Source organism: Streptomyces sp. MNU76 (genome assembly GCF_020982545.1).
Taxonomy (GTDB): Bacteria; Actinomycetota; Actinomycetes; order Streptomycetales; family Streptomycetaceae; genus Streptomyces.
On record NZ_JAJKLK010000001.1, the window covers coordinates 1,177,401 to 1,202,005 of the forward strand.

At 70.9% G+C, this 24,605-nt stretch carries 22 protein-coding genes and 2 pseudogenes; 8 read left to right on the plus strand and 16 right to left on the minus strand.

Annotated elements, in window-relative coordinates; all coding sequences use genetic code 11:
* The first annotated feature begins 45 nt into the window (after positions 1-45).
* Positions 46-1,656, plus strand: a complete 1,611-nt coding sequence (locus E4N62_RS05070) for a fused response regulator/phosphatase (protein ID WP_230212107.1) — start codon at positions 46-48, stop codon at positions 1,654-1,656.
* Between the two features lie 5 nt (positions 1,657-1,661).
* A complete protein-coding gene (locus E4N62_RS05075) occupies positions 1,662-2,018 on the plus strand; it encodes a 5-carboxymethyl-2-hydroxymuconate Delta-isomerase (RefSeq protein WP_230212108.1) in 357 nt (118 codons plus the stop codon).
* Positions 2,019-2,025: 7 nt separating this feature from the next.
* On the opposite strand, the gene E4N62_RS05080 is transcribed toward E4N62_RS05075, so the two are convergent.
* From E4N62_RS05080 to E4N62_RS49265, 3 genes and pseudogenes are all read right to left on the minus strand, one after another.
* A complete protein-coding gene (locus tag E4N62_RS05080; RefSeq protein WP_230212109.1) occupies positions 2,026-2,718 on the minus strand; it encodes a TetR/AcrR family transcriptional regulator in 693 nt (230 codons plus the stop codon).
* A gap of 98 nt (positions 2,719-2,816) precedes the next feature.
* Positions 2,817-4,775 (minus strand): hypothetical protein, encoded by a 1,959-nt coding sequence (locus tag E4N62_RS05085; RefSeq protein WP_230212461.1) that lies wholly within the window; start codon positions 4,773-4,775, stop codon positions 2,817-2,819.
* A gap of 242 nt (positions 4,776-5,017) precedes the next feature.
* Positions 5,018-8,129, minus strand: a pseudogene (locus E4N62_RS49265) (alpha-N-acetylglucosaminidase).
* Between the two features lie 115 nt (positions 8,130-8,244).
* Here E4N62_RS49265 and E4N62_RS05095 point away from each other — a divergent pair.
* Positions 8,245-8,700, plus strand: coding sequence for a hypothetical protein (locus E4N62_RS05095; protein ID WP_230212110.1), 456 nt, complete (start codon positions 8,245-8,247; stop codon positions 8,698-8,700).
* Positions 8,701-8,802: 102 nt separating this feature from the next.
* On the opposite strand, the gene E4N62_RS05100 is transcribed toward E4N62_RS05095, so the two are convergent.
* Positions 8,803-10,344: a DUF1996 domain-containing protein gene (locus E4N62_RS05100; RefSeq protein WP_230212111.1), complete on the minus strand. Its 1,542-nt coding sequence runs from the start codon at positions 10,342-10,344 to the stop codon at positions 8,803-8,805.
* Positions 10,345-10,731: 387 nt separating this feature from the next.
* Between E4N62_RS05100 and E4N62_RS05105 the strand changes: the two genes are divergently transcribed.
* Positions 10,732-10,998 carry a transposase gene (locus E4N62_RS05105; protein WP_230212112.1) on the plus strand — a complete coding sequence of 89 codons (267 nt, stop codon included), beginning with the start codon at positions 10,732-10,734 and terminating at the stop codon, positions 10,996-10,998.
* 149 nt (positions 10,999-11,147) lie between these two features.
* Here E4N62_RS05105 and E4N62_RS05110 read toward each other — a convergent pair whose 3' ends face one another.
* From E4N62_RS05110 to E4N62_RS05125, 4 genes are all read right to left on the minus strand, one after another.
* A complete protein-coding gene (locus E4N62_RS05110) occupies positions 11,148-11,753 on the minus strand; it encodes a winged helix-turn-helix domain-containing protein (RefSeq protein ID WP_230212113.1) in 606 nt (201 codons plus the stop codon).
* 391 nt (positions 11,754-12,144) lie between these two features.
* Positions 12,145-13,176 carry a glutamine synthetase gene (gene glnII / locus E4N62_RS05115; RefSeq protein WP_230212114.1) on the minus strand — a complete coding sequence of 344 codons (1,032 nt, stop codon included), beginning with the start codon at positions 13,174-13,176 and terminating at the stop codon, positions 12,145-12,147.
* 336 nt (positions 13,177-13,512) lie between these two features.
* Positions 13,513-14,211, minus strand: a complete 699-nt coding sequence (locus E4N62_RS05120) for a septal ring lytic transglycosylase RlpA family protein (protein WP_230212115.1) — start codon at positions 14,209-14,211, stop codon at positions 13,513-13,515.
* Between the two features lie 159 nt (positions 14,212-14,370).
* Positions 14,371-14,730: an arsenate reductase family protein gene (locus E4N62_RS05125; RefSeq protein ID WP_230212116.1), complete on the minus strand. Its 360-nt coding sequence runs from the start codon at positions 14,728-14,730 to the stop codon at positions 14,371-14,373.
* A gap of 176 nt (positions 14,731-14,906) precedes the next feature.
* Between E4N62_RS05125 and E4N62_RS05130 the strand changes: the two genes are divergently transcribed.
* Both E4N62_RS05130 and E4N62_RS05135 read left to right on the plus strand, forming a co-directional pair.
* Positions 14,907-15,221: a hypothetical protein gene (locus E4N62_RS05130; RefSeq protein ID WP_230212117.1), complete on the plus strand. Its 315-nt coding sequence runs from the start codon at positions 14,907-14,909 to the stop codon at positions 15,219-15,221.
* Positions 15,222-15,413: 192 nt separating this feature from the next.
* Positions 15,414-16,061, plus strand: coding sequence for a DUF4360 domain-containing protein (locus tag E4N62_RS05135; protein WP_230212118.1), 648 nt, complete (start codon positions 15,414-15,416; stop codon positions 16,059-16,061).
* A 233-nt stretch (positions 16,062-16,294) separates the two neighbouring features.
* On the opposite strand, the pseudogene E4N62_RS05140 reads toward E4N62_RS05135, so the two are convergent.
* Positions 16,295-17,559: pseudogene (locus E4N62_RS05140) on the minus strand (winged helix DNA-binding domain-containing protein).
* 89 nt (positions 17,560-17,648) lie between these two features.
* The gene (locus E4N62_RS05145; RefSeq protein ID WP_308184845.1) at positions 17,649-18,605 is read right to left on the minus strand and encodes an aminoglycoside phosphotransferase family protein; all 957 of its coding nucleotides are present in this window, start codon (positions 18,603-18,605) and stop codon (positions 17,649-17,651) included.
* Positions 18,606-18,828: 223 nt separating this feature from the next.
* Here E4N62_RS05145 and E4N62_RS05150 point away from each other — a divergent pair, with 223 nt between their 5' ends.
* Positions 18,829-19,122, plus strand: coding sequence for a hypothetical protein (locus tag E4N62_RS05150; protein WP_230212119.1), 294 nt, complete (start codon positions 18,829-18,831; stop codon positions 19,120-19,122).
* A 20-nt stretch (positions 19,123-19,142) separates the two neighbouring features.
* Here E4N62_RS05150 and E4N62_RS05155 read toward each other — a convergent pair whose 3' ends face one another.
* The 4 genes from E4N62_RS05155 to glnA all read right to left on the minus strand — a co-directional run bounded on the left by E4N62_RS05155 (position 19,143) and on the right by glnA (position 22,670).
* Positions 19,143-19,778 carry a hypothetical protein gene (locus E4N62_RS05155; protein WP_230212120.1) on the minus strand — a complete coding sequence of 212 codons (636 nt, stop codon included), beginning with the start codon at positions 19,776-19,778 and terminating at the stop codon, positions 19,143-19,145.
* 6 nt (positions 19,779-19,784) lie between these two features.
* The gene (htpX, locus tag E4N62_RS05160; RefSeq protein ID WP_230212121.1) at positions 19,785-20,726 is read right to left on the minus strand and encodes a zinc metalloprotease HtpX; all 942 of its coding nucleotides are present in this window, start codon (positions 20,724-20,726) and stop codon (positions 19,785-19,787) included.
* A 110-nt stretch (positions 20,727-20,836) separates the two neighbouring features.
* Positions 20,837-21,094 carry a hypothetical protein gene (locus E4N62_RS05165; protein WP_230212122.1) on the minus strand — a complete coding sequence of 86 codons (258 nt, stop codon included), beginning with the start codon at positions 21,092-21,094 and terminating at the stop codon, positions 20,837-20,839.
* 166 nt (positions 21,095-21,260) lie between these two features.
* Positions 21,261-22,670 (minus strand): type I glutamate--ammonia ligase, encoded by a 1,410-nt coding sequence (gene glnA, locus E4N62_RS05170; RefSeq protein ID WP_184895044.1) that lies wholly within the window; start codon positions 22,668-22,670, stop codon positions 21,261-21,263.
* 198 nt (positions 22,671-22,868) lie between these two features.
* On the opposite strand from glnA, the gene E4N62_RS05175 reads away from it, so the two are divergent.
* On the plus strand, positions 22,869-23,336 hold the full coding sequence (locus tag E4N62_RS05175) for an RDD family protein (protein WP_230212123.1): 468 nt from the start codon (positions 22,869-22,871) through the stop codon (positions 23,334-23,336).
* 80 nt (positions 23,337-23,416) lie between these two features.
* On the opposite strand, the gene E4N62_RS05180 is transcribed toward E4N62_RS05175, so the two are convergent.
* The gene (locus E4N62_RS05180; protein WP_033527459.1) at positions 23,417-24,118 is read right to left on the minus strand and encodes a DUF4191 domain-containing protein; all 702 of its coding nucleotides are present in this window, start codon (positions 24,116-24,118) and stop codon (positions 23,417-23,419) included.
* Between the two features lie 160 nt (positions 24,119-24,278).
* Complete coding sequence (locus tag E4N62_RS05185) at positions 24,279-24,482, minus strand: hypothetical protein (protein ID WP_184895048.1); 204 nt, start codon at positions 24,480-24,482, stop codon at positions 24,279-24,281.
* Positions 24,483-24,605: the final 123 nt, after the last annotated feature.

Sequence of the window (24,605 nt, forward strand, 5' to 3'; positions counted from 1 at the left end):
CCGCACCATCCGAGCGCCGGCGACGACGAGAGCCTCATGAGCCTGATGGCCGACGAAGCAAGCACCACGGTCCTGGTGGTCGACGACGCGGCCGCCAGCCGGTACGCGATGGGCGCGGTGCTGCGCAGAGCCGGACACAGCGTCGTCCCCGTCGCCAGCGCCGGTGAGGCCCTCGCCGAACTCGACGTGCGGCTGCGCTCGGGCGTCCTGCCGGACGTGGCCCTCGTCGACGTCGGCCTCCCCGACATGAGCGGCTTCGAACTCTGCCGTCGGCTCAAGGCACAGTCCCCGACGGCCGCCCTGCCCGTCGTGCACTTCTCCGCCGCGGCCGTCGCCCCCAGCGACCGCTGCCGGGGCCTGGACGCGGGCGGCGAGGCCTATCTGACGATCCCCGCCGAACCGGAGGAGATCCAGGCGGTCGTCCGCGCCGCCGTCCGCGGCGCCCGGATGCGCACCGGCGCCGAGGTCCTCGTACGACGGCTCACGCTGCTCTCCGAGACCATCGTCGACGTCCAGGCCGCCCGCACCCTGGAGGAGTTGGCCGGGGCCGCCGCCGAGGGAGCCGCCCGGCTCACCCGGTCGCCCGCCGCCGTGTTCGTGCTCGGCGAGGACGGCCACCTCTACAGAGGCACCTCCCGGGCCCGCGCCCGCACCACCCTCCCCGACGCCGGCGCGCACGACGCCGTGGCACGGCTCATCCGCCGCGTCACCGACGGCGACCCCCGCCCGCACGACACGGTCGTCCCCGCGCCCCTGTGGCCCGCCGGGTTCTTCCGGCCCGGCGTCACCGAGGACGCCCGTCTCGTCCTCGCCTGCACCGAGAGCGGTACGCCCGTCTGCGTCGCCACACCCGTGCACGGCACCCGGGGCACGGCCTACGACACCACGGGCCTGGTCGCCCGCCTCGCCCAGGCCACCGCGCTGGCCGCGCAACCCCTGCTCATGTACCAGGTCGAGCGCCATGTCGCGCTCACCCTCCAGCACAGCTTCCTGCCCAAGCGGGTGCCCGAGTTCCCCGGCCTGGAAGTCGTCGTCCGGTATGTGCCGGCCTCCCGGCAGACCGAGATCGGCGGCGACTTCTACGCGGCTCTGTCCACTCCCGGCGGCGTCCTCACCGCTGTCGGCGACGTCGTCGGGCACTCGCTGGAAGCGGCCACCGTGATGGTGGAGATCCGGCACGCCCTGCGCGCCTACTGCGTGGAGCAGTCCGACCCGGCTGCGCTCGCCCACCGGCTCGACCGGATGCTCCAGCACTACCACCCGGATGTGACCGCCACGGTCTGTCTGACCCTCGTCGATCCGGGCAGCGGGCGGGTGCGGATCGCCAACGCGGGCCACATCCCGCCGTTGATCGTCCGTGACTCCGGCGAGGCCGCCTACGTGAAGGCCGCGGGCCCCCTCCTCGGGCTCGGCCTCGAACGGCCCGAGCCCACGGAGACGGTGCTGTGGCCGACGGACCGGCTGCTCATGGTCACGGACGGGCTCGTCGAGACCCGGGGCATCGACCTGTCGCTCTCCCTGGAGCAACTGCGGGCCGCCGCCGCGGACGCGCCGACCGGGACGGTCGCGCTGTGCGACACCCTGCTGCACTGCTTCGGCCAGGACCGGGAGGACGACATCGCGATGCTGGCGTTGCGGCTGCGGCGGTTAGGGTGACCCTCATGCCGCAGATCACTGTTGACTACTCCGCTGTCCTCTCCGAGGGCTTCGACCGGCCCGCGTTCGCCAAGGCCCTGCACGACGAGGTCGTGCGGACGGCCGCCGCGAAGCCGGCGGCCTGCAAGACGCAGTTCCGGGCCACCGAGGACACGGTCGTCGGGCCCGACACCGACGGTCACGCGATCGTCCACGTCACGCTCGGGCTGCTCGCGGGCCGGACCGACGAGACCAAGGTGACGCTGACGGAGAACGTGCTGGAACTGCTGCGGGAGCACGTGAAGGTGGGGGAGGGGCTGGCGTTCCACGCGTCGGCGGAGGTGCGGGACCTGGACCCGTCGTACCGGAAGGTCGACGTCTAGGCGAGGATCAGCCGCGGGCCAGAGCCACCAGGCGGCCCGCGAGGTCGCTGAACGGGCCGTCGTGCGGCTCGTTCGCGAGCATGCCGCGGAGCAGGTCCGCCATCTCCGCGTCCTGCGCCGCGCTCACGGCCGCCAGGGCCGCGAAGCCGTGGACGAGTTGGATCTCCAGTTCCTGTCTCGGGATACGGCGGCCGTCCAGCCAGATGAGGGCCGTGGACTCGGCCAGCGAGATCCAGGAGCGGATGACGAGTTCGAGCCGGGCCGGCGGAGTGTCGACATCCAGGTGCGAAAGGATCTGGACATAGGCGGCCTGCCGTACGCCGTCGACGAGGGCGTTGGTACGGGACGAGCCGACGGCCGGGCCACCCCGCATCAGGGCCGAGAACCCGGGGCCGTGCTCGTCGACGAAGTCGAAGAACCGGTGCGTCACACGGAGCAGCCGGGCGCCGAGCGGACCCTCCCGGGGCTCCACGAAACGGTTCGCGAGATCGTCGGAGGCACGCTTCAACGCGGCCTCGTACAGGCTGAGTTTGCCGGGGAAGTAGTGGTAGACGAGTGGACGGGAGATACCCGCCGCCGAGGCTATCTCGTCGATGGAGACCTCGTCGGGCGAGCGCCGGCTGAACAGTTCGAGGGCGACCCCGATCAACTGCTGCCGCCGCTCCTCCACACCCATCCTGCGGCGCGCACCGGTTCGCATACGAACACCTTACCGATCGATTCCAGCCGGTCATCGGCTGGATAGCGTATAGGCGTTCGACCCATCCGGTCACCGGTCTGTCGCCGACCGGCCTCGCCTCACTGGGCCCGGGCGGGCTGAAGCGTGCTGATCTCCCGGCCGTTCGCCAGCGTGCCCGTCAACTCCGCCCGCGCGCCCTCCTCGACCGCTACGGCGAGAAGGTTGCCCTGCGCCGATCCGCTCGCCCCGCCGCCCAGTTCCACGGAGACGGTGTCCTTGCTCCCGGCGGCCAGCAGATAGGAGACGCCGGTCGCGGACTTCCACGGGCCGCCGGCGAGGACATGGGGATCGGCCGGCCCGCAGGCGGGGACCTCGTCGGCGGCGGCCGTGACATACGCGCCGACCGGGGTGACGAACTGCGTCATCGCCCGGGTGCCCGCGCCCCGCCAGGTCTCGGCGCGGGTGCACACCCAGTCGGCCGTGCCACTGCCGTCGGGCAACGGCTGGCGCGCGAACCGCCAGGCGTTGACGCTCCGCACCCCCTGCGACCGCACGGCGGCGAGGGAACAGGCGAAAGGCGCCCAGACCTCGGGAGCGGCGGACGCGTCACGGGCGGGCGCGCGGGACGGCCGGCCGACGGTGAGATGCGCGGGAATCACCTCGGCCAGATCGCTCAGCAGCCGCGTACCCCCCTCGGCATCGGTCAGCTGAAGCACGTCCCACGACTCGCACTTCCCGGCACGCACCGCCGGACTCGCGAACGGAGCCGTCGTCCCGTCCTTCGCCGGCGCCAGCCTCCGCACACCGCCGTCGGCCTTCGCCAGATCCCGTACGGCAGCCTCGCGCACCCAAGGCGCCGTCAGATAGCGGACGTTGCCGTCGACCCGGCCCAGCACCAGGGCGCTCGCGCCGGCGCCGGTCGCCCCGTCCACCCGGGTCAGATCCAGGGCCGCCATGCCCGGGTCGTCGAGGGGCTCCGCGTACCGGGCGATCCGCAGGCCGTCGTGGAGCAGGACGACCCGGAGGTTGTCGACCTCGCCCGCGTACAGCAGCTGTGGCGGGCCGGGCGGGGGACCGGCCTGCGTGCCGAGGGTGACCGCGACCTGCACGGACTCACCGGGCCGGGCCCACACGGCGAGCGCCCGCCGCAACAGGGCCTTGTCCTTGACGAGATCGCCGCGCGCGGGCCAGGTGGTGAAGTCGGTCCGCCCCGTCGCCCGCCACGCCGTGGCCGTCGCCGTCGTCAACCTGCCCGGATCCAGGGCCGCCTGGGCCGCCGGGTTGCGCGCGTACGACGGTGCCGCCGCGCCGTCCGGGCCCCACGCGTCCCCGGGCAGGCCGAGGAGCGCCCCGCACACCACCACGGCGGCCGTCGCGGCCAGCGCGGCCTTGGTGTGCTGGCGGCGGCGCACCAGATCGGTGGGGCGGGCGTGCAGCGAACAGGGGTCGTACTCCGGGGAGAGGAGCAGCGCCTGCTGCTGCGCCGACACCGAGTCGGCCTCCCGCAGCGCGGCGCCCGGATCACCCACCCCGGCTTCGTCCAGGAGCGTCCTGATGACCGGGTCGGGAAGCCTCTCCAGGCCCCGCAGGACATAGGCGGCGCGGGCCGGTCCGGAGAGCGCCGACAGCCTCTGCTCCAGGGCCAGTTCGTCGGTGCCGCCCGATCGGGGGAAGAGCCGCAGCCCCCACACGCGCGGGAGCAGCGGCGGCAGCTGGGACCGCTTCGGCCACGCCCTGCGCCGCAGCGGGAGTCCGGCCTCCAGGGCGGTGCGGACCACCTGGAGCCGGACATAGGCGTACCCCGGGTTGCGCTCCCGCCCCGCCACGGTTCCCGTGCCCGTCGCCTGGGCCGGGATCAGGGAGGCCGACGCGCGCCCCCTCGGCAGCGCCCGCTGCGTCAGCGCGTGCGCCGTCAGCACACGACGGTTGCGGCCCAGGCTCGACGGCAACATCAGATAGGCGAGCCGCACCAGACGCGGATAGTGCTCGACGAGCGCGGCCTCCGCCTGCTCGACGTCCACGACCGACTCCTGAGCGCGGGAAGCTGCGGGGCGCGGGGCGACATCCTGTGACTGCACGTTCAACAGAACGAGCGGAATGGTCCGATGGTCACCACGCCGTTCCACCGGGGTCGGCCGGGGCGCCCAGGGGTGGGGGTGCGTGTCTCGTGGGCGGGTGCGGGTGAGTGGGGCTTCTCGCGCAGTTCCCGCTTTTCAGGGGCGCGGGGAACTGCGCGACCAGCCCCACCGGGCCCGCGGATGGGGGTCAAAGGGCGCAGCCCCTGGGGAGGGACGGGTAGGGGCGGCGGGGGCGAGAAAGGTCAGGTGAGCGACCACCCACTGAACTCGACCAACCCCCGAACCCCGCTCCCCCATTCGTCGCACTCATGAAGATCCCCACATCCTGCCCCCGACCCCCGCCCCGGCACCCCCACCGAAGCCACCACCCGCCAGCTCACCCCGTCATCGACCGAACACTCCCCGTGTACGCCCCCACCCCCGTCCGCCGCAACCGCAACAACACCGGCGCCCTCACCCCTGTGATCCGCCGATACGTGTCGAGCGTCCTGTCCCCGTGCTGTCGTACGACAGCACCACCCGTTCGCGGGTGACCGCCAGGTTCAGGAACCCCGCCGTCCCCGCCGTACCGAGGCTGTTGCGCACCACGATCCCCGCCCGCGCCCAGTTCCCGGTCGCCGCCTGGGAGTCGACCCGAGCGTGACGGACGTACCGTCGCGCAGAGCCCCGCCCGGTAGACGGTGCCGAACTCCGTCGTCCCCGCCACAGGTCCGCCCGCCCCGTCGATCCCGAAGCGGCTCCCCAACTGCCCGAAGACGGCCGCGTTGTTGGTGTACGTCCGCCACCCGGCGGCCAGCGCGCCCGCCTCGAAGAGCGTTCCGTCGAAGCGCCCCTCGACCCGCTTCTCGCCGCGCGGCCCGTACTTCGCCGTGACCGTGTACGGCAGCGGCCGCAACGGCCGGTCGAGCGGGACGTCCGGCGCGTCCGCGCGCCAGCGCACCGTCCCCGAGCCCGCCGCCGCGACGCTCGGCAACGATGTCGGGCCCTCCGGCTCGGCCGTCCCGGCGAAGCCGCCGAGGGCGAAGTCCACCCGCCCGGTCGCCCGCAGCCCGTTGACGTTGCGCAGGACCGCCGACATCCGCGCGCTCCCGCCCGGCGCCAGCACCGGCGGCTCGGCCGTGACGGTCAGCGACCCCTGGTACGGCGCCCGCGCCAGCACGTCCCGCACCCGCACCGCCGCCCGGTACGCGTCCCCCACCGGCCGCGCCGGATAGTCCTTGCGCTCCCGTGTCCACGGCTCCTCGAACGCGAACCAGTCCACGGTCGCCGGAGCGGTCCCCGTGACGAGCGCGTCCTCCAGCGAGTCCAGCCACTTCTGCCAGCGCGGCACGTAGAAGTCGGCCATGAGACCGTTCCACTCCCGGTTGCCGTACTCGTGCAGATTCCCCGTGTCGGACGTGGCCCGCCCGCCCCACACCGTGATCAGCACCTTCGCCGTCCGCTCGAACTCCGCCCGCTCGGCGTCGTTCGTGGCCATCAGCCGCGCGTCGTTCACCCACGGACCGAGCAGGAACGCCGTGTTCGTCCCCGTGACCTCGTCCGACAGCCGCATCAGCCGCAGCCAGAGCGTGGACAGCGCACGGAAGGTCGCGAGGTCGCCCCGTCGGAAGGCCGCCCGCAGCTGCGGCAGGTACTGACGGCTGCGGTGCGCGAGCGCCTGCCGGGCCACGTCCACCACGTCGTACCGGTACGCCGGGTTGCGGCGCAGCCCGTCCGCGACGCCCAGCAGCCCGGCGAGGGCCGCGTCGAAGCGGCCCGGGTCGTACGTCAGCGTCCTCGGCGCGTACTCGGCGGCCCGGTCCGCGGCCAGGTCGGGACGGGCGCAGAACAGGGAGTCGTGCGGGTCGCTGCGCTCCACGGCCCGCTGCTGGTAGGCGGTGTCGTGCAGCGCCCGCCACGCCCTGCGGGCGCTCGCGTCGCGGCCGCCGTAGCGGAAGTCGGCGTACGAGGAGAACCAGGCCGCCCGGTCGATCTTCTTCGGCGTCCAGGCCAGTTCGGAGAAGAGTTCGAAGGCCGCGGGGTCACGGTCGGTGGCCTCCGGCATGAACGCCGTACCCACGAGCGCGCTGTCCGCCTTGTCCCGCCAGGCGAAGAACTTGTCGTTCCACAGGTGGGCGCGGGCCCCGATGGTCGTACGGCCGCCGAAGTTGGGGATCGTGCCGAAGCAGTACGGGGTGCCGCCCCAGTCGCGTTCGCGGTTCGTGACGCTGGTGTAGCGGTCGGAGACGCCGTCCACGATCAGCATCTTCGACCGGTCGATGGCGTCCAGGAGTTCGGGCAGCGGGTTCTCCTGCCAGCCGAGGATCACCCAGGTGGCGCCGGGGTGGGCCTTCTGGAGGGCCTTCTCCACGCCCTGCGCGGCGTCCGGCACCGGCACGTCGCCGGCCGTGCCGCCCTCGTGCAGGAGGTCCATCTTGAAGTGGGACGCCTCCCCGTACACGTCCTCCAGATGCCCGTAGAAGGAGGCGGCGACCCGGGCGAAGGTGTCCGTGCGCGGGTCGAGCCAGTCGGGGCGTTCGAAGCCGTGCCAGATGCCCTGCGGGACGACGTGCGCGTCACCGCCGTTGCGTGCCACGAACTCCTTGGGCACGTGCCCGTAGTAGCCGGGCAGCACCGGCGACATGCCCAGTTCGCGCAGCCGGTCGGTGATCCGCCGGCCGAGGGCCGCCCGGCGGGCGATCAGCTCGGGGGAGAGGGGGCCACCGTAGCCGGAGAGGTTCTGCAGCAGCCACCAGGGCTGGTGCGAGGGCGCGGGCAGCCAGGCCCGGGACTCCTCGTCGGAGTAGCCGAAGTCCTTCAGCAGCCGGTGGTAGACGGCCTCCATCCCCGCGATGACCAGCACCTCGTTGCAACCGTGCGCCGCCAGCAGGTCGATCTGGTGCTCCCAGTACGACCAGTCCGCGTACGGGGCGGTGTAGCCGTCGTTGGTGTCGTTGAGCGCGAAGCGGTGGGGGAGCGCGGTGGATCTCCAGGGGCGGGCGGGTGCGGGAGGCGCTTGGGAAGGTCGAGCCGGCTGCCGTTCCAGGCGAGGTGCGCCCCGCAGACGTACTTGAGGTACCAGTGGACGCCCATGAGCAGCGTGGCGGGCGTCGTGGCCTGGACCCGGATGCTTCCGGTGGTGCCCGTGACCCGGAAGCGGTCGACGGTGCCGCTGCGGTCGAGCAGACTGAGCCGGAACTGTCCGGCGTGGCCGGGCAGCAGCCGATTGAGCGCGGAGCGCGCGGGAGCCGTATCGAAGACGGGGCCCTCGCCGGGGCTCTCTGCGGCGTGGGCCGGGGCCGACCACGGCAGGTAGGTTCCGAGGCCGATGACACCGGCCGAGCCCAGCACCGTGCGTCGCGACGGACTGTTCATGTCTGTGTGCCCCCTGTGTCGACAGTGGCGGCACGCTAACGGGGCGACCGTCCGTGAACAACGGTGCGCACGGAGCTGGCGAGTTCACGTCGCCGGAATGGACGCGGAGGTACGGATGAGTTTGACGAGGAAGAGCCTTGCGGGGGGCGCGGCCGGCACGGTCGCCGCGCTGCTGCTGCTGACCGGCTGCGGCTCGGGCGACGACACCGAGGCCGCCGTGCCGAAGACGGCGACCGGGACGCTGGAGCACATCGCGGGCGAGGTGGGCTGCAAGCCGGACATGCAGACGGACGAGGACACGATCCGCCAGGCAGTCTGCAAGAACAGCGACGGCGAGTTCGATGACAAGTTCGTCCTCGCGACCTTCGCCACCGATCGCGGCCAGGCTGAGTGGCTCGCGGCTGCCAAGGACTACGGCGGCTACTACCTCGTCGGCCGCAAGTGGGTCGCCATTGGGAAGGAGACGACGGTCTCCGGGCTGCAGGGCACGCTCGGCGGGGAGCTGCAGGAGGGGTCCGAGCACATGAACCCCGGTGGCAGCCACAACAAGAGCGGCGGTCACGAGGGCTGACCGCGCGGGCCGCGGCCCCGGGGGGACGACGAAAGCCGGCGGTGGTGGATCCACCGCCGGCTTCCTCATCACCGCTTCAGGTGACTGGTGACCGGTTCAGGACTACTGGCAGTCCTGGCCGTTGTTGATGCAGTCGACCATCTGCTTCATCGTGTTCTCGTCGAAGAAGTTGATGAAGTCGTTGTGGTCGGTGATCGCCTTGTGCAGCTCGGTCGGGAAGCCGTCCACCGCGAACGGGTTCACGACCTGTCCGTTCTGGATCTGCGGGGCCGGAACGTCGTAGACCAGACGGGCCTGGAGCTGGGGGATGGCCTGGAAACCGTTGGGACAGCTGCCGTCCGCCTCGACGAAGTCCACGTGGGTGCGGTGGTTCGCGCTGTCGATGTTCTGGCCGTCCCAGCAGCTCTGGAAGAAGGACGTCCGTACCACGGAGCTGCCCTCGGGGCAGATCGGGTACTTGTCCGTCAGCTGCCGGTCCTCGAAGCCGGTGCAGCTCCAGTTGGTGTTGGCGTTGGCGAGGCCGTTGTTGAAGGCCTTGGCGTCACCGGTGATGATGCGCAGGGCCTGCGGCATCGCGACGACATTGCTCTTCTTGTTGCCGACGAACTTCAGCTCCGCCTGGCTGGCCTCGAGGATCTTGCCGATGTTGCCTTCCGCGCCGCCACCGAGGTCGTTCGCGTCGAACTCCTGCGTACCGTCCTGCAGACGCAGCACCGGCCAGTAGTACGACGACTTGTCGCCCTGGTTCTGGCAGCTGGTGTCGGCCTGGAGGAACTGCTGGTCGCTGGTGAAGGCGTTGTTGTTCTGGTTGCCGACGTAGTCGTGCGTGTGCTGCGCGCCGTTGTCGACACCCGGAGCCACGATGATGTTGTCCGAGTTGTGGTTGTCGTTCGAGTTGGTGCCACAGCTGGTGGTGAAGCTGCCCGTCGAACCGCCGTTGCCGTTCGCGGCGAGACCGTTTCCGTTCACACCCTTCGGGCCGCCGTTCGGCTGGACCTGGGTGATGTCCTGGAAGTCGGCCGCGACCGGACCGTTGGCGACCGGGCCCTGGCCCTGGCCGTCGTTGCCCTGGTTCTGACCCTGGCCGTCACCGCCCTGGTTCTGGCCGTCACCGCCCTGGTTCTGGCCCTGGCCGCCGTTGTTGCCGCCCTGGCCGCCACCCGCGTTGGTCTGGTTCGGGTCGGCGACGCCCTTGCAGCCGGCGAGCTGGTCCATGCCCTGCGGAGCCTGCCCGCCCGCGTTCCGGATGTTGATGCCGATCCGGTCGAGGGTGGCTACTCGCTTGGACTTGAGCGGGCCGATGATGGCGTTGTTGACGAAGCCGGCGTCTCCCGCCTGGGCCTGGCGCGTGTCAGCGAGACGCTTGTAGGCCTCGGTGATCTGCTGGTCCAGCAGCGCCAGCTCCTTGGCGACGCCCTTGCGTGCCCTCTCGGGCACGTTCGTCAGCTTCTGGCCGACGTCCGGGCAGTCGATCGTGGCCACCTGCGCGGAGGCCAGCGTGCTGTTCTGCCCGGACTTCGACTCGCCCGCTGAGGCGTAGAAGTTCGCCCAGACCAGGCCGCCGCCCGCGACCGCGAGCGCCGCGGATGCGGCGATGGCCCGGACGGCCAGCGGCGAACGTCGTTTGCGTGTGTTGCGTCCCATGGAACTCCTCTGACTTCCTTGCGGGGCATCGAGGCGCCCGACAGGAGTGAAGCGGCTCCATCACATACGCGGCGCGTCCCAGGAGTGTTCAGACGACTCGGAAATTGCTGCGAGATCCGTGGGACAAAGTGGTTTCAACACCCCACGAAATACCGGGAGTTGTCGCCCGCCTACGCGGTGTGCGCGGTGAAGTCCCCTGGCGGGGTCCGTGAAGGGATCGTTTCGGCGGCCCTGGCCAAGATACGTGAGAACCGCCGCCCGCGAGCCGATTGCCCGTTCTGCCGCCGAACCGCGCCCGCTCCTAGAGACCCAGCACCTTCGCCTCCACCGCCGGGTCCAGAACCACCGGAGGCCGGTCGGGCCGGGGGGCAAGGCGGGTGAGGGACGGTGCTTCCCGCCCCCTGCACGAGTCTGCGGTGCAGTGCCTGTGGATGGATCGACAAGAACTCGCGCAAGAGCCAAGCCGGGTTCGTCTGTTCCTCCTGCGGCTTCACCCGCAAGGCCGACACCAACGCCAGTATCAACATCGCGGCAGGGCAGGGCGGGATCCCCCGCCCCCGGCGCACAGCCGGTGTCGGAGGGACGACACCGCCCACCAAGCGGCCGAGCGTCCGTGAACCTCAGCCCATATGGGTTGGAATCCCCCTCTTCTAAGAGGGGAGGATGTCAACCAGCATCAGAAGTCTCATACCGCCGACTCTGCCCGCAGGGCGGCCGCCACGGCACGGAACTGCTTTCAGGAGATCGCGGTCAGGAGATCCGCGCTCAGGAGCCCCACCGGGCCCCGAGGCGCGGATCCGCCGTCAACGGCCCAGCGGCGGCGTGTACTTGTATCCGACCCGCCGGACCGTCTGGATCGCCTGACGGAACTCCGCGCCGAGCTTGCGGCGCAGCCGGGCGATGTGCACGTCGACGGTCCGCCCGTCGCCCACATGCCCGTAGCCCCACACCGTGGTGACCAACTGGTCCCGGGTGTGCACCCGGTTGGGGTGCGCGACCAGATGGGCGAGGAGTTCGAACTCCAGGTAGGTGAGGTCGAGCGGCCGCCCGTCGACACGCGCGGTGCGCTGCGCGGTGTCGACGTGGACCAGTTCGTCCCCGACCTCGACGGAGGCGGAGGCGGTGTCGTCCGCGACCGCGAACGGCAGTACCGGCGGCTGCTGGTCGGCCGGCAGCAGCACCAGGTAGCCGACCATCGGCGGCCGGCCCGGCAGCGTGGGCAGGGTGTGCTGGGGCGCGGGCAGCCAGGTGGCGCCCGGGGGCAGGAAGTCGGTGATGTCCACGACCTCGTCCCGGCCCACGGCACGCAGCCGGTGGCGTGGCGCGGGCCCGGGGAGGGACGGCCACGGGGCGGAGCCCGACGCGGCGGTCAGCGGGGTGGCGGTCGACAGAGAACGGGTGTTCGCCATGAGAGGTCAGCTCTTTCGCGCGAGAAGTTCGTCCGGGAGACCTCGGCGACCGAGTTCGTGGTCGGGGACCCGCCGAGGGACGTACGTCGTTCCGCGCCGACCGAAGGCCGGGGTGTACGGCTTTAGAGAGCCGGCGCGTTCATCGCGCGGCAACACACCCGGTCGAAGTCGTGGTGCTGACGGGAAGGCCAGAAGGGCTCGAGGTCATGGCGACCCGTCGCCCGTCGGTTCTGGAAGCTGGCCATGGCCCCATTGAAGCAGACACACGCCCGTCGCAGGAGCCTCCTCTCACTGCTTGGACGCTTCATGCCCCCACGGGCGCACGCCCCACCGACAACGCCGGAGGGCGCCCACCATGACGGTGGGCGCCCTCCAGGAGCAGCGGGGTGGATCAGACCTGGCCGGCCTTGTCGAGCGCGGTGCAGCAGGTGTCGACGATCAGGCGCGTCACGACGTACGGGTCGACGTTGGCGTTCGGACGGCGGTCCTCGATGTAGCCCTTGCCGTCCTTCTCGACCTGCCACGGGATACGGACCGAGGCACCGCGGTTGGAGACGCCGTAGGAGTACTCGTTCCACGGGGCGGTCTCGTGCAGACCGGTCAGACGGTCGTCGATGCCGGCGCCGTAGTTCTTGACGTGGTCGAGCGGCTTCGAGCCCTCGCCCAGCGACTCGCACGCGGTGATGATCGCGTCGTAGCCCTCGCGCATCGCCTTCGTGGAGAAGTTGGTGTGCGCACCGGCGCCGTTCCAGTCACCCTTGGCCGGCTTGGGGTCGAGGGTGGCCGCGACGTCGAAGTCCTCGGCGGTGCGGTAGAGCAGCCAACGGGCCACCCACAGCTGGTCGGCGACCTCCAGCGGCGCCAGCGGACCGACCTGGAACTCCCACTGGCCGGGCATGACCTCGGCGTTGATGCCGGAGATGCCGAGACCGGCGGCCAGGCAGTTCTCCAGGTGGGCCTCGACGATGTCACGGCCGAAGATCTCGTCGGCGCCGACACCGCAGTAGTAGCCGCCCTGGGGGGCCGGGAAGCCGCCCTTGGGGAAGCCGAGCGGGGTGCCGTCCTGGAAGAACGTGTACTCCTGCTCGATGCCGAAGATCGGCTCCTGCGAGGCGAACTTCTCGGCGACCTCACGCAGCGCGGCACGGGTGTTGGACTCGTGCGGCGTCATGTCGATGTTGAGGACCTCGCAGAGCACGAGGACGTCGTCGCCGCCGCGGATCGGGTCCGGGCAGGTGAAGACCGGCTGCAGCACACGGTCCGAGGAGTGCCCCTCGGCCTGGTTGGTGGAGGACCCGTCGAAGCCCCAGATCGGCAGCGCGTCCAGACCGGCGGGCTCACCCGCGATGATCTTGGTCTTGGAGCGGAGCTTGGCCGTCGGCTCGGTGCCGTCGATCCAGATGTACTCAGCCTTGAAGGTCACGGGACACATCCTTCGGGGTGGGTCACTAGGCGCATGTGCGGGTGCTGCGGCGCTGCGGCACTGAAACGCCGCGCTGATGCCGGGCAGCCTGTCAACCTGCGATTTCCCGATCATTGCTCGAATGTGAACCCCGTGTTACCTGGTGACTCTGTGGCGCGATTCACGCCCCGGCGCGCCCGGCCGGCCCGGACCCGGCAGGTCCCGGTGGACGCGCTGTTCGTGCACGCGCGGGTGGCCGGGCGCCGCTGCGCGCGGTGCCCGGCCACCCCGGACGGCGATCGCCTGCCCTTCACCTCACCGTAACGAGCGGGTCCGCCCCGCCGGTCCGGTCCCGGGTCACCCCACCTTCTCGATCAGCGCGCGGCGGATCAGGAACTTGCCGGGTTCCCGGACCTGTTCGAAGGCCGCGTTGTTCAGCAGGACACAACTGCCGGAGACCGAGGTGACCTCCACGGTGGTGGACTTGTTGTTGTCCAGGTTGGTCACCCGCAGCTTCGTGCCCGCCGGGAACTCGTTGCTGGACGCGGCCGGGGTGCCGCCCTCGCCGGAGAGAGTGACGGTGGAGCCGTTGCAGACCTGCTCGCCGGCCCCGGCGTTCCCCGTGTCCCCGGCGTCCGCGCCGCCCGCACCGCCGGCGTTGCCCGCGGCCTCGTCGCCCTGGGGGTCCTGAGCCGACCCCCCGGTCTCCGCGGCCGGCGCGGACGGCTGTGCGGGCTGCGCGGCCTGGGAGCCCTGAGCCGACTCCCCGACGACGCAGTCCGACGCGCCCTGCTGGACCTTGATCTGGGCGATGACCGCCTCGCGGTTGGCGATCCGGGCCGCCGACTGGGCGTCGGGGTTCGCCTTCTGGTCCGCGATGAACCGCTCGTTGTTGCCGAGGGCGGTGGCCAGCCCCTGGCAGACACTGGAATCCGCCGCGGACTGTGCCGCGTTCGACGTGGCCGCCATGGCGAAGGCCCCGCCTCCCGCCACCGCCGCCGCGGTCACGAAGAGGGCGACCTTCTTCTTCGTGCTGAGCGTTCTCCTACGCGACATGCGCGCCTCCTGTTCCCGGTGGACCGTCGTCGAGTCACCGGATCGGACGAGTACGCCGCTATGTACGAGATCCCGAACGAAGCTACTCAACGGTCACAGCGAACTCTCAAGTAACGCATGTCACACGGCGGTTGAGGGCCCGGCTGCCGGAACCGCCCGCTACCTGGACAGGGCGTCCCGTACCGCGTCGTCCGTGCGGGCCACCACCGCGGTGCCGTCGTCCGCGGTGATGATCGGCCGCTGGATGAGCTTGGGGTGCTCGGCGAGCGCCCTGACCCACCGGTCGCGCGTCCCGGCGTCCCGGGCCCACTCCTTGAGGCCGAGTTCCTTGGCGGCGGCCTCCTGGGTACGGGTGATGTCCCACGGTTCGAGCCCGAGCCGGTCGAGCACGGCACGGATCTCGTCCTCGCTCGGGACGTCCTCCAGATAGCGGCGGACGGTGTAGTCCGCGCCCTCGGCGTCGAGCAGGCTGATCGCGCTGCGGCACTTGGAACAGGCCGGGTTGATCCAGATCTCCATGCCGACCACCGTAGCCAACGGGGCCCGAAAACCCGTGTCTCACCCCTGTCACAGGACCCGTCAGATCCCTTCTGGCCAGGGGCGATTGTCAGTGGGGGGTAGTAAAATAGAAGCAGTGTTCGAGGGTTGCCGACGGGGGATCTCCGGCGGCGCCCAGACCGCGACAGGAGGATGTCTTGCCCGCTGCCGCACTGAAGTCGAAGCCGCTGCCCACCCAGTCCACCGTCCAGCACCCCGTTCTGCTCGACCTGCCCTACGAGCCGGTGGTGAAGCACACGCTGCCGCCGGGCCGGCCGCGCGATTGGTACATCACCCACAACCGGCGGCTGAAGGCCATGCGCCTCGCGATCGCCCTGCTCGACTCCGGTGTCTACATGCCGAACCAGGCGCGCAACGAGACGATCCGGAGCACGGCGGAGGTCATCGGGGTGCACCCGCCGTCGGACATCACGTGCCACATGGTGCGGGCGCTGATGCGCTACAGCCGCTGAGGCTGAGCAAAAAGGGGCGATCTCCGGCCGCCAGGGTTGGCCGGAGATCGCCCTAGTCCTGCCCGCCCGGGGTCCATACGATGCGGTCGCCCCTCGGTCTTCACAGCTGCTTCACATGTTGCCGCTTCAAGGATCGCGGGGTCCTCGCGCATGCCTCTTGGCATGTGCATGACTATGATCGGAGAACCCCCCATGGTTCGTGGTCTCCTCCTGGGCGGCGCCGTAGCCGCTCTCTTCGCCAGTGCGCTACCCGCGCAGGCCGAGTCCCCCTTCGAGGACCCGCCCCCGGACAAGATCGTCATCAAGGTCGCCACGGTGAACGGCTCCGGCTGTCCCCAGGGCACGGCCGCGGTCGCCGTCGCGCCGGACAACACGGCGTTCACGGTGACCTACAGCGACTACCTGGCCCAGGTGGGCGGCGGCGCGCCGTCCACCGCGTTCCGCAAGAACTGCCAGCTCAACCTGATCGTCCATGTGCCCGGCGGCTTCACCTACGCCATCGCCAGCGTCGACTACCGCGGCTTCGCCTCGCTCCAGCGCGGCGCGAGCGGGGTGGAGAAGGCCTCGTACTACTTCCAGGGGTCCCCCGACACGGCGTCCCGGACCCACACGTTCAACGGCCCCTACGAGGACAACTGGCAGGCCACGGACGAGACCGACTGGGCCCAACTGGTGTGGGCGCCCTGTGGTGTCGAGCGGAACTTCAACATCAACACGGAGCTGCGGGTCAACCGGGGGACGTCGCCGGCGGGCAGCACGAGCTTCATGACGATGGACTCGACGGACGGGGACATCAGCACGATCTATCACCTGGCCTGGAAGGAGTGCCCCGGCAAGTGAGCCGTGGTGCCGGGTGCGCCTCTCTCCGGGGGCACCCGGCGCTCGGGTCGGTCTTTCGCCCGCGGGCCGACGGGGCGTCTCGCGCAGTTCCCCGTGCCCCTGAAAGACCAGGCCCTGCGGGCCTGGAAGCGTCGGCCGGGGCCGGCTGAGAGAAGATGGCCGGGGCGGGGCTGAAAGCACGGGGCGCAGCCCCTGCCTTCAAGGGCGCGGGGAACTGCGCGAGCAACCACGAATCACCCGCCCCGCCGACGAATCACCCGCCCCCGCCGACGAATCACGCGCCCCTGAGTCATGAGGCGCCCGGCACCCCACGCGCCGCCCACCAGCTCCTTCTCCAAGGGCGTCCGGAACCGAGGCGTGACCCGGGTGTCACCCAACCACCCGCGAGCCGCGCAGCCTCCTCGCGGATCCTCTCCTCGGCCTCCCGCCCCACCCCGTCCTTGTCCAGCAACCGCCACACGACCTCCCTGTCCGCCCGCTGGGCCCACCCGCCCACCACCCGGCCGTTCCACCACACCGTCGGGCCGACGTTGCCGCTGTAGTCGAAGAGGGCGGGCCGCATCCCGGGGTCGAGGTACCAGTCGCGTTCGCGCCACCCCATGGCCGTCGGGTCGAGCGCCGGGAGCAGCGCGGCCCACGGCTCGCCGGAGTCGGTGACCGGCTCCTCGTCCTCGGCGGTCACGAACCCCGTGCCCTCGTCCAGGGTCACGGCCCGCGCCCCGATCGCCGCCAGCGCCCGCCGCACCTCGGTGACACGCCACCCCGTCCACCACTTGAGGTCCGCCTCCGTCGCCGGGCCGCAGGCCGCCAACCACCGGCCCAGCAGGGCCGCCTGGGCCTCGGCCACGTCCAGCTCGGGGTGCGCGGGGGCCACGGCCCAACGGAACCGGCTCGACGTCCAGGAGCCGAGCGGCCGTCCCCGGACGACCCTGCCCTCCACGCCCAGCACCCTGAGCAGCCGGGTCGAGACGGTGTGCGTCCCCTCGTAGCTCTTGCCCGCCGCGTACACGAACCGCTCCCGCAACCTTGGCTCGTCCTCGGCGAGTTCGGACGCCGTGGCCTGGCCCCGGCGGGCCAGCGCGGTCAGCGCCGACTCCTGGACGTCCTTCAGCCAGGCCGCGTCGGGGGCCCCGGCCGCCGCCATGTCCTTCAGCAGTGCGGCCCTCTCCCGCGCGGCGACCGTGAGACCGGTCGAGGCGTGCACCACGGCGGTCAGCTCCGTGGGGAACACGAAGACGGTGTGCCGCATGCCGTGCATCCGGACGAGCGTCCGGTCCGTGTAGAGCGCCCGCTCGGTCTCGGTCACCGTCCGCGTGGCGTCGGCGAGCCGTGCGCCCACGGCCAGGAACACGGTCGCGGGATCCGAGCCGTGCAGTGCGACGAGCGTGTCGGAGACCTCCTCGGGACCCGCCGACCGTACTGATCCGGCCAACCGCTGCCGCAGCCCCAACCGCACGCGCCGCTCGCCCACTCCGATGTACCGCCGTACGTCACCCATGCCGGCCATCCTCCCGGACCCCACTGACAATCGGGGCCCACCGAAGGCCCCGCACGACCGTGTGACACGGCCCCTCCCCGGCCCTTTCCCTACGCGTACCGTTCCAGCACCCCGCTCACATACGCCTCCAGCCGCGCCGCCAGTACATCCGGCGTCAGATCCGTCCGGCCCAGCTCCCGCCAGGGCCCCGCCAGCTTCTCCGCGTCGGGCGCGTACCCGAGGGCGTCCAGCAGCAGCCAGTACAGGTGGTCCCGGTCCTGGGACAGCCGGCGCCCACCGCGCGCCTCGTACCGCGTACGGAACCCCAGCCCGTACTCGGCGCCGTACAACAACGCCACGGTCGTCGAGCAGTGCGCCACATCCAGATCCGCCGGCCCCCACGAGGTCTCCACCCAGTCCACGACCCCGCCGATCCGCAGTTCCCCGTGCCCACCCGCGCCCGCGCCCGCACCCGTGAACAGCACGTTCCCCGGATGGAAGTCCCGGTGCAGGAAACACCCCTCGTACGCGGGAGCCTCCCGCCGGATCACGTCCACGGCCCGTTCCCACAGCGAGCCCCCGGGCGTGGTAACCCGGTCGGGCGAGGTCCAGGCCTGGTAGGTGCGAGGCCGTTCGTCGGGTACGACCGCGTGGATCCGGGCGAGCTGTCCGCCGAGCAGGTCCAGCCGCTCCTCCAGGTCCGCGTCCTCCGCCACCCGCACGGACCCCGGCAGCAGGGACATCAACAGCGAGGGGTGGTCGGTGAGTTCGGCCGTCGGGTCGACGGCGTGCAGGACGGGTGTGGGGATGTCGTCGTACGGGGCGAGCAGGGTGAGTATCTCGGCCTCGCGGCTCAACAGCCCCGGCGCGTGCCGTCGGAAGAACGGTTTCACGAACGACCGCAGGACGAGATCCGTCCCGTCGTCGAGGGTCAGCCGACGCATCCGCGACGTCCAACCTCCGCGCAGATCGGTCCAGTTCCGTACGGCGCGGCCCTCGGGGAGCTGTTTCGCCACCCACGCACGGGTCGCCGCCCACTCCTGACCGTCGAAATCATCGAATGCCATGGAGTCAGCATCCCCGAGGATCCCCCAGGCCCCCAGGCCCCAGGACTCCCCGAGGACCCCCGATAAATGGGATGCCCGCGCACCCGTCACGCGAGCATCCTGGAACCGCGGAGCGAAGGCCCCCGGAACACCGGGCCCGTGCACGAGGGGCACCACTTTCCGGCCCCGGGGCCACTTTTCCCCGCACAGTCATCACCCACGCCACGCCCCGAGGAGGCCCGTCATGGGCACCTTGATCCTGTCGGCGACCGTGGTCCTGGTCGTCATGGGTTTCTCCAACCAAGTCCTCTGGCTGGCCGCTGTCGCCCTGCTCTACCTGTACGTCCGCTACGGCCGCACGGGGGGAGGCTCGGCGACGTCCTCGCCGGGCCCCCCGGTGGGCGGCGGCGCGGCCCAGCCCTCCTCCTACCGCGCGTACCGCGATCGCCGTGACCAGCAGGCGAAGTGGGAGCGCCGCTACCGCCGGGAACGGCCTTTCGAGACCCGTCGGCAGGAGCGCGACAAGAGCAACAAGTGACGGCGTCCCCGGGGTCGGGGTCACAGCCCCGGGGCGCCCCAGATCGGGAACCACCGGCTCAGCTCGGGCTCGATCCGCAACTCCTCCCCGAGCACGGCCCGGACCCGTAGCTCCAGCGCGTTGTCCCGCCGCTGCCCGCCACCTGGCAGCGGCGCGAACGGATAGAACGTCCCACGCTTGTAGAGATAGACGATCCCGAGCCGCATACCGTCACCGTCACTGCCATCCGCACCGGAGGCCGCAGTGGCGTCCCCGCCCGCGCCCCGACGCCGGAACCCGACGACCGAGCACAGCAGCTGCGGCCCGAACCCACCGCCCTCCAAGGCGCTGTTGACCGCGTGCAGGTCGCTCACCAGCGCGGGCAGGTCCCGCGGATCCCGCCGGGAGACGAGCCACGAGTAGCCGTACTCGTCCCGCTCGATCCCGACCGGTGGCCCGGTCCGCCCCGCGTCCGCGTCGAGCAGGGCCCGCACCTCCCGGCGTACGCCGTCGAAGGCCGCGCCCTCGACCGTCGCGAAGCACACCGCGCCCGTGCCGGTCGGGGTGAGGGAGGCGGCGGCCTCCAGCGCGACGGCGGCCGAGGGGAGGGCGAAGAGCCGGTCCAGGTCGGGTGCGACTGGCTTCGTACGGCCGAGAAGGATGTCCAGCAGCCCCATGCCCGCTCAGCCCGCCTTCCCGGGCTCCACGGACCCACCGGAACCCGGCCGGGCAGCGGCATCCAACTCCGCCGAGATCCGGGCCAGTTGATCGAGCCGCTGCTCCAGCGGCGGGTGGGTGGCGAAGAAGTGGGCCAGATGAGGGTGGTCGCCGAGCGCGGGGGTGAAGTAGAACGCGTTGAAGGCCTGCGAGGTGCGCAGGTCCCGGGTGGGGATGCGCGCGATGTCACCGGTGACCTTGGTGAGGGCGGAGGCGAGCGCCGAGGGCCGCCCGGTGAGGAGCGCGCCGGCCCGGTCGGCGGCCAGTTCGCGATAGCGGGACAGCACCCGGATCAGCAGGAAGCTCAGGACGTACACGGCGGCGGAGACGCCCATGATCACACTGAAGACCACGGCGGTGTTCTGATCCCGCCGTCCGCCGAACATGTGCGAGTAGAACGCGGCCCGGACGACGAGCCCGGCGATCACCCCGAGGAACGAGGCGACCGTCATGACGGCGACGTCGCGATGGGCCACATGCGACAGCTCGTGCGCGAGCACACCCTCCAGCTCGTCCGGCTCCAGCCGCCGCAGCAGCCCGGTCGTCACGCACACCACGGCATGATCGGCGTTCCGCCCGGTCGCGAAGGCGTTCGGCATGTCCATATCGGCCACCGCGACCCGCGGCTTCGGCACGTCCGCCACCGCGCACAGCCGGTCCACGACCCCGTGCAGCAGCGGGTACTCCTCCGCCTCCACGATCCGCCCGCGCATCGCGTACAGGGCGACCCGGTCGGAGTACCAGTACTGCGCCCCCAGCAGCCCGGCGGCGATCACCACGACCAGCACCCAGGACTTCAGCAGCGCGATCAGCACGGCCACGAACACGACGTACAGCAACCCGAGCAGGAACAACGTGACCGTCATCCGCAGGGCCAGCCGAGGATCACTCCGGAACCGCTCAGACATCCGTACCACCCCACACTCAGGCAGCAGCTCGTCCCGCTTCCATTGTGCGCCCGCGCATCCCACGAAGCGGTCACGCGGTGGTCGTGATCGGCCCTCAGTAGGGCAAAGGTTCAGTACGAAGACCGATAGTTGACGTACCCGATGAGGGCGATCAGTCCCGCCACGCACCCGAAGACGATCAGCGTCGACACCCAGGACGACCGGCGCGGCTCCCTCGGCCCCGGGTCGGCGCGGAACGGCTGGGGCGCGGGCGGGTTCTCCTTCCAGCGGGCCGCGAGCATCCGGGCCCGCGCGGAGGGCTCCTTGTGCTCGGCGCCGTCCGCCCACTTGATGTCGAACTCCCGCTCGTCGTCGTCCTGTTCGCGCATCCCCGTGTCTCCCCGTCGTCTCTCTCGACCTCTCGAACAGTCGTACAAGAACCATACGACGACGCCCCGTCGGCGAGAAACGAAAACGACGACGCCCCCGTCCCGGGAAACGGGAACGGGGGCGCCGCCGTGAAGACGTACGGACTACGCGTCGATCACGCGCCGATCACACGTCGAAGTACAGCTCGAACTCGTGCGGGTGCGGGCGGAGCTGCAGCGGGGCGATCTCGTTGGCGCGCTTGTAGTCGATCCACGTCTCGATCAGGTCCGGCGTGAAGACGTCGCCCTGGAGGAGGAACTCGTGGTCGCGCTCCAGCGAGTCGAGGACGGCCGGGAGGGAGGTCGGGACCTGCGGGACGCCCGCGTGCTCCTCGGGGGCCAGCTCGTAGAGGTCCTTGTCGATCGGCTCGGCCGGCTCGATCTTGTTCTTGATGCCGTCGAGGCCCGCGAGCAGCAGGGCCGAGAAGGCCAGGTACGGGTTGCCGGAGGAGTCGGGTGCGCGGAACTCGACACGCTTGGCCTTCGGGTTCGAACCCGTGATCGGGATACGCATGGCCGCGGAGCGGTTGCGCTGCGAGTACACCAGGTTCACCGGGGCCTCGAAGCCCGGGACCAGACGGTGGTACGAGTTCACCGTCGGGTTGGTGAAGGCCAGCAGCGACGGGGCGTGCTTGAGGATGCCGCCGATGTAGTAGCGGGCGGTGTCCGACAGGCCCGCGTAACCGGCCTCGTCGTAGAAGAGCGGGGAGCCGCCCGACCACAGCGACTGGTGGACGTGCATGCCCGAGCCGTTGTCACCGAAGATCGGCTTGGGCATGAAGGTCGCGGTCTTGCCGTTGCGCCAGGCCACGTTCTTCACGATGTACTTGAAGAGCTGGAGGTCGTCGGCCGCGGCGAGCAGCGTGTTGAACTTGTAGTTGATCTCGGCCTGGCCGGCGGTGCCCACCTCGTGGTGCTGGCGCTCGACCTGGAGGCCGGACTTGGCCAGCTCCAGCGAGATCTCCGCGCGCAGGTCGGCGAAGTGGTCGACCGGCGGGGTCGGGAAGTAGCCGCCCTTGTAGCGGACCTTGTACCCGCGGTTGTCCTCCAGCGCACCGGTGTTCCAGGCGCCCGCCTCGGAGTCGATGTGGTAGAAGGACTCGTTCTCCGAGGTCTTGAAGCGCACGCTGTCGAAGACGTAGAACTCGGCCTCGGGGCCGAAGTACGCGGTGTCGGCGATACCGGTGGACGCGAGGTACGCCTCGGCCTTCTTCGCCACGTTCCGCGGGTCACGGGAGTACTGCTCGCCCGTGATCGGGTCGTGGATGAAGAAGTTGATGTTGACCGTCTTGTCGCGGCGGAACGGGTCGACGCGCGCGGTGGACAGGTCGGCGCGGAGCGCCATGTCGGACTCGTGGATGGCCTGGAAGCCGCGGATCGAGGAGCCGTCGAACGCGAGCTCCTCGGCCGGGTCGAAGGCCGTGGCCGGGATCGTGAAGTGCTGCATCACACCCGGCAGGTCGCAGAAACGGACGTCGACGAACTTGACGTCCTCGTCCGCGATGAACTTCTTGGCCTCGTCGGCGTTCTGGAACATCCAGCTCCTCCTACTCCCGACGTCTCCTGCCGGGGTGGTAGTTCGTTCGTGCGGCCAGTGCGGTGGCACACGCTGTCCTCGACACTAGGGACGGGTGATTTCTCGTGCGTGACCCATTTGTTTCGCACAAGTTAACCGGACATCCCGCCCCGCACCCCACCTGTCCGTATGGCAGAACGGTCGCAGTACCGTGGTCGGGTGGACAAGAGGCAAGCAATCGGATCGTGGCTCTCCGGCCCCCGCGAAGCCGCGGAGGCGGCCGGAGTCGACTTCGGATACAGGGGCCAACAGCTCGGTCTGCCGGAGGAGGGGCCCGGCTCCATCGCCCGCCCGGGCCGCCGTCTCGGCGCACTCGCCGTCGACTGGGGCCTCTGTCTCTTGATCGCATACGGCCTGATCACCGACGGCTACGACCAGGCCACCAGCAACTGGGCCCTGCTCATCTTCTTCCTGCTGCACGTTCTCACCCTGGGCACGGTCGGCTTCACCCCCGGTAAGCGCCTCTTCGGCCTCCGCGTCGTCTCCCAGGAGACCGGCACGGTGAACCCCTGGCGCGCCGCCCTCCGCTCGGCCCTGCTCTGCCTCGCCATCCCCGCCCTGGTCTGGGACCGCGACGGCCGCGGCCTGCACGACCGGCTGGCGCGCACGGTCGAGGTCCGGATCTGAGGCTCCCGAGCCGAGTACGACGATGGGGGCGCCCGGAGTGATCCGGGCGCCCCCATCGTCGTACCGACGTACTCGGGCCGTCAGCGGGCCTTCGGGCCGCCCTTCGGCATGCGCATGCCCTTGGGCATCGGGCCCTTGGGGAGCGGCATGTTGCTCATCAGGTCGCCCATGGCGCGCAGCCGGTCGTTGGTGGCGGTCACCTGGGGGCCGGAGAGGACGCGCGGCAGCTTGAGCATGGTCGTGCGGAGCTTCTTCAGCTCGGTCTGGCCCTCGCCCGTGCCCACGACCAGGTCGTGCACGGGAACGTCCGCCACGATGCGGGCCATCTTCCGCTTCTCGGCGGCCAGCAGGCTCTTCACCCGGTTCGGGTTGCCCTCGGCGACCAGGACGATGCCGGCCTTGCCGACGGCCCGGTGCACCACGTCCTGGCTGCGGTTCATCGCCACCGCGGGCGTCGTGGTCCAGCCACGGCCCACGTTGTCCAGGACCGCCGCCGCGGCACCCGGCTGGCCTTCCATCTGCCCGAACGCGGCCCGCTCGGCACGCCGTCCGAACACGATCGCCGTCGCGAGGAAGGCGAGCAGGAGGCCCAGGATGCCGAGATAGATGGGGTGACCGATCAAGAAACCGATCGCGAGGAAGACACCGAAGGTGATGATTCCGACAGCCGCGAGTACAAGACCGATCTTCTTGTCGGCCCTGCGGGTCATCTTGTACGTGAGAGCGATCTGCTTGAGTCGCCCGGGGTTCGCAGCGTCCGCTGCGGGTTCCTTCCTCGCCATGGCACGAAGTCTACGTGTCCGGGGAAGCGAGGACGACGGCGGTGCCGGTGGGGACCGGAGACCGGCGGCTGCGCTGGGGAAGCGGCGCCGGGCGGCGGCGGTGCCGGCGTGGTGCGGCGTGGTGCGGCGTGCATGCGGAGCGGTGTTTCGTCGTGCGGTGTTACGAGGTGCGCGAGGCTACGACCGCTTCGAGGACACGCTCGGTCTCGACACGGTCCTTGGCGCGGCGGCGGTCCTCCAGGACGGAGGTCCAGGCGTTGCGACGGGCGGTGCGCTGGCCGCTGCTCATGAGCAGCGACTCGACGGCACGGAGTGCAACGGTGAACGACGGGATCGCTGTGGCGCGAACGGGTGCGGCCTGCATGGGAGGTCCCCTCGGGATGGCTGCTCTGGCTAGGACCCTGTACCGGGCGTGAAACCAGGGTCACTGATTGGTGTTACCAGGGCGTGACCGACCGGTCAAACGCCAGTGAAGCCTTGATACGCG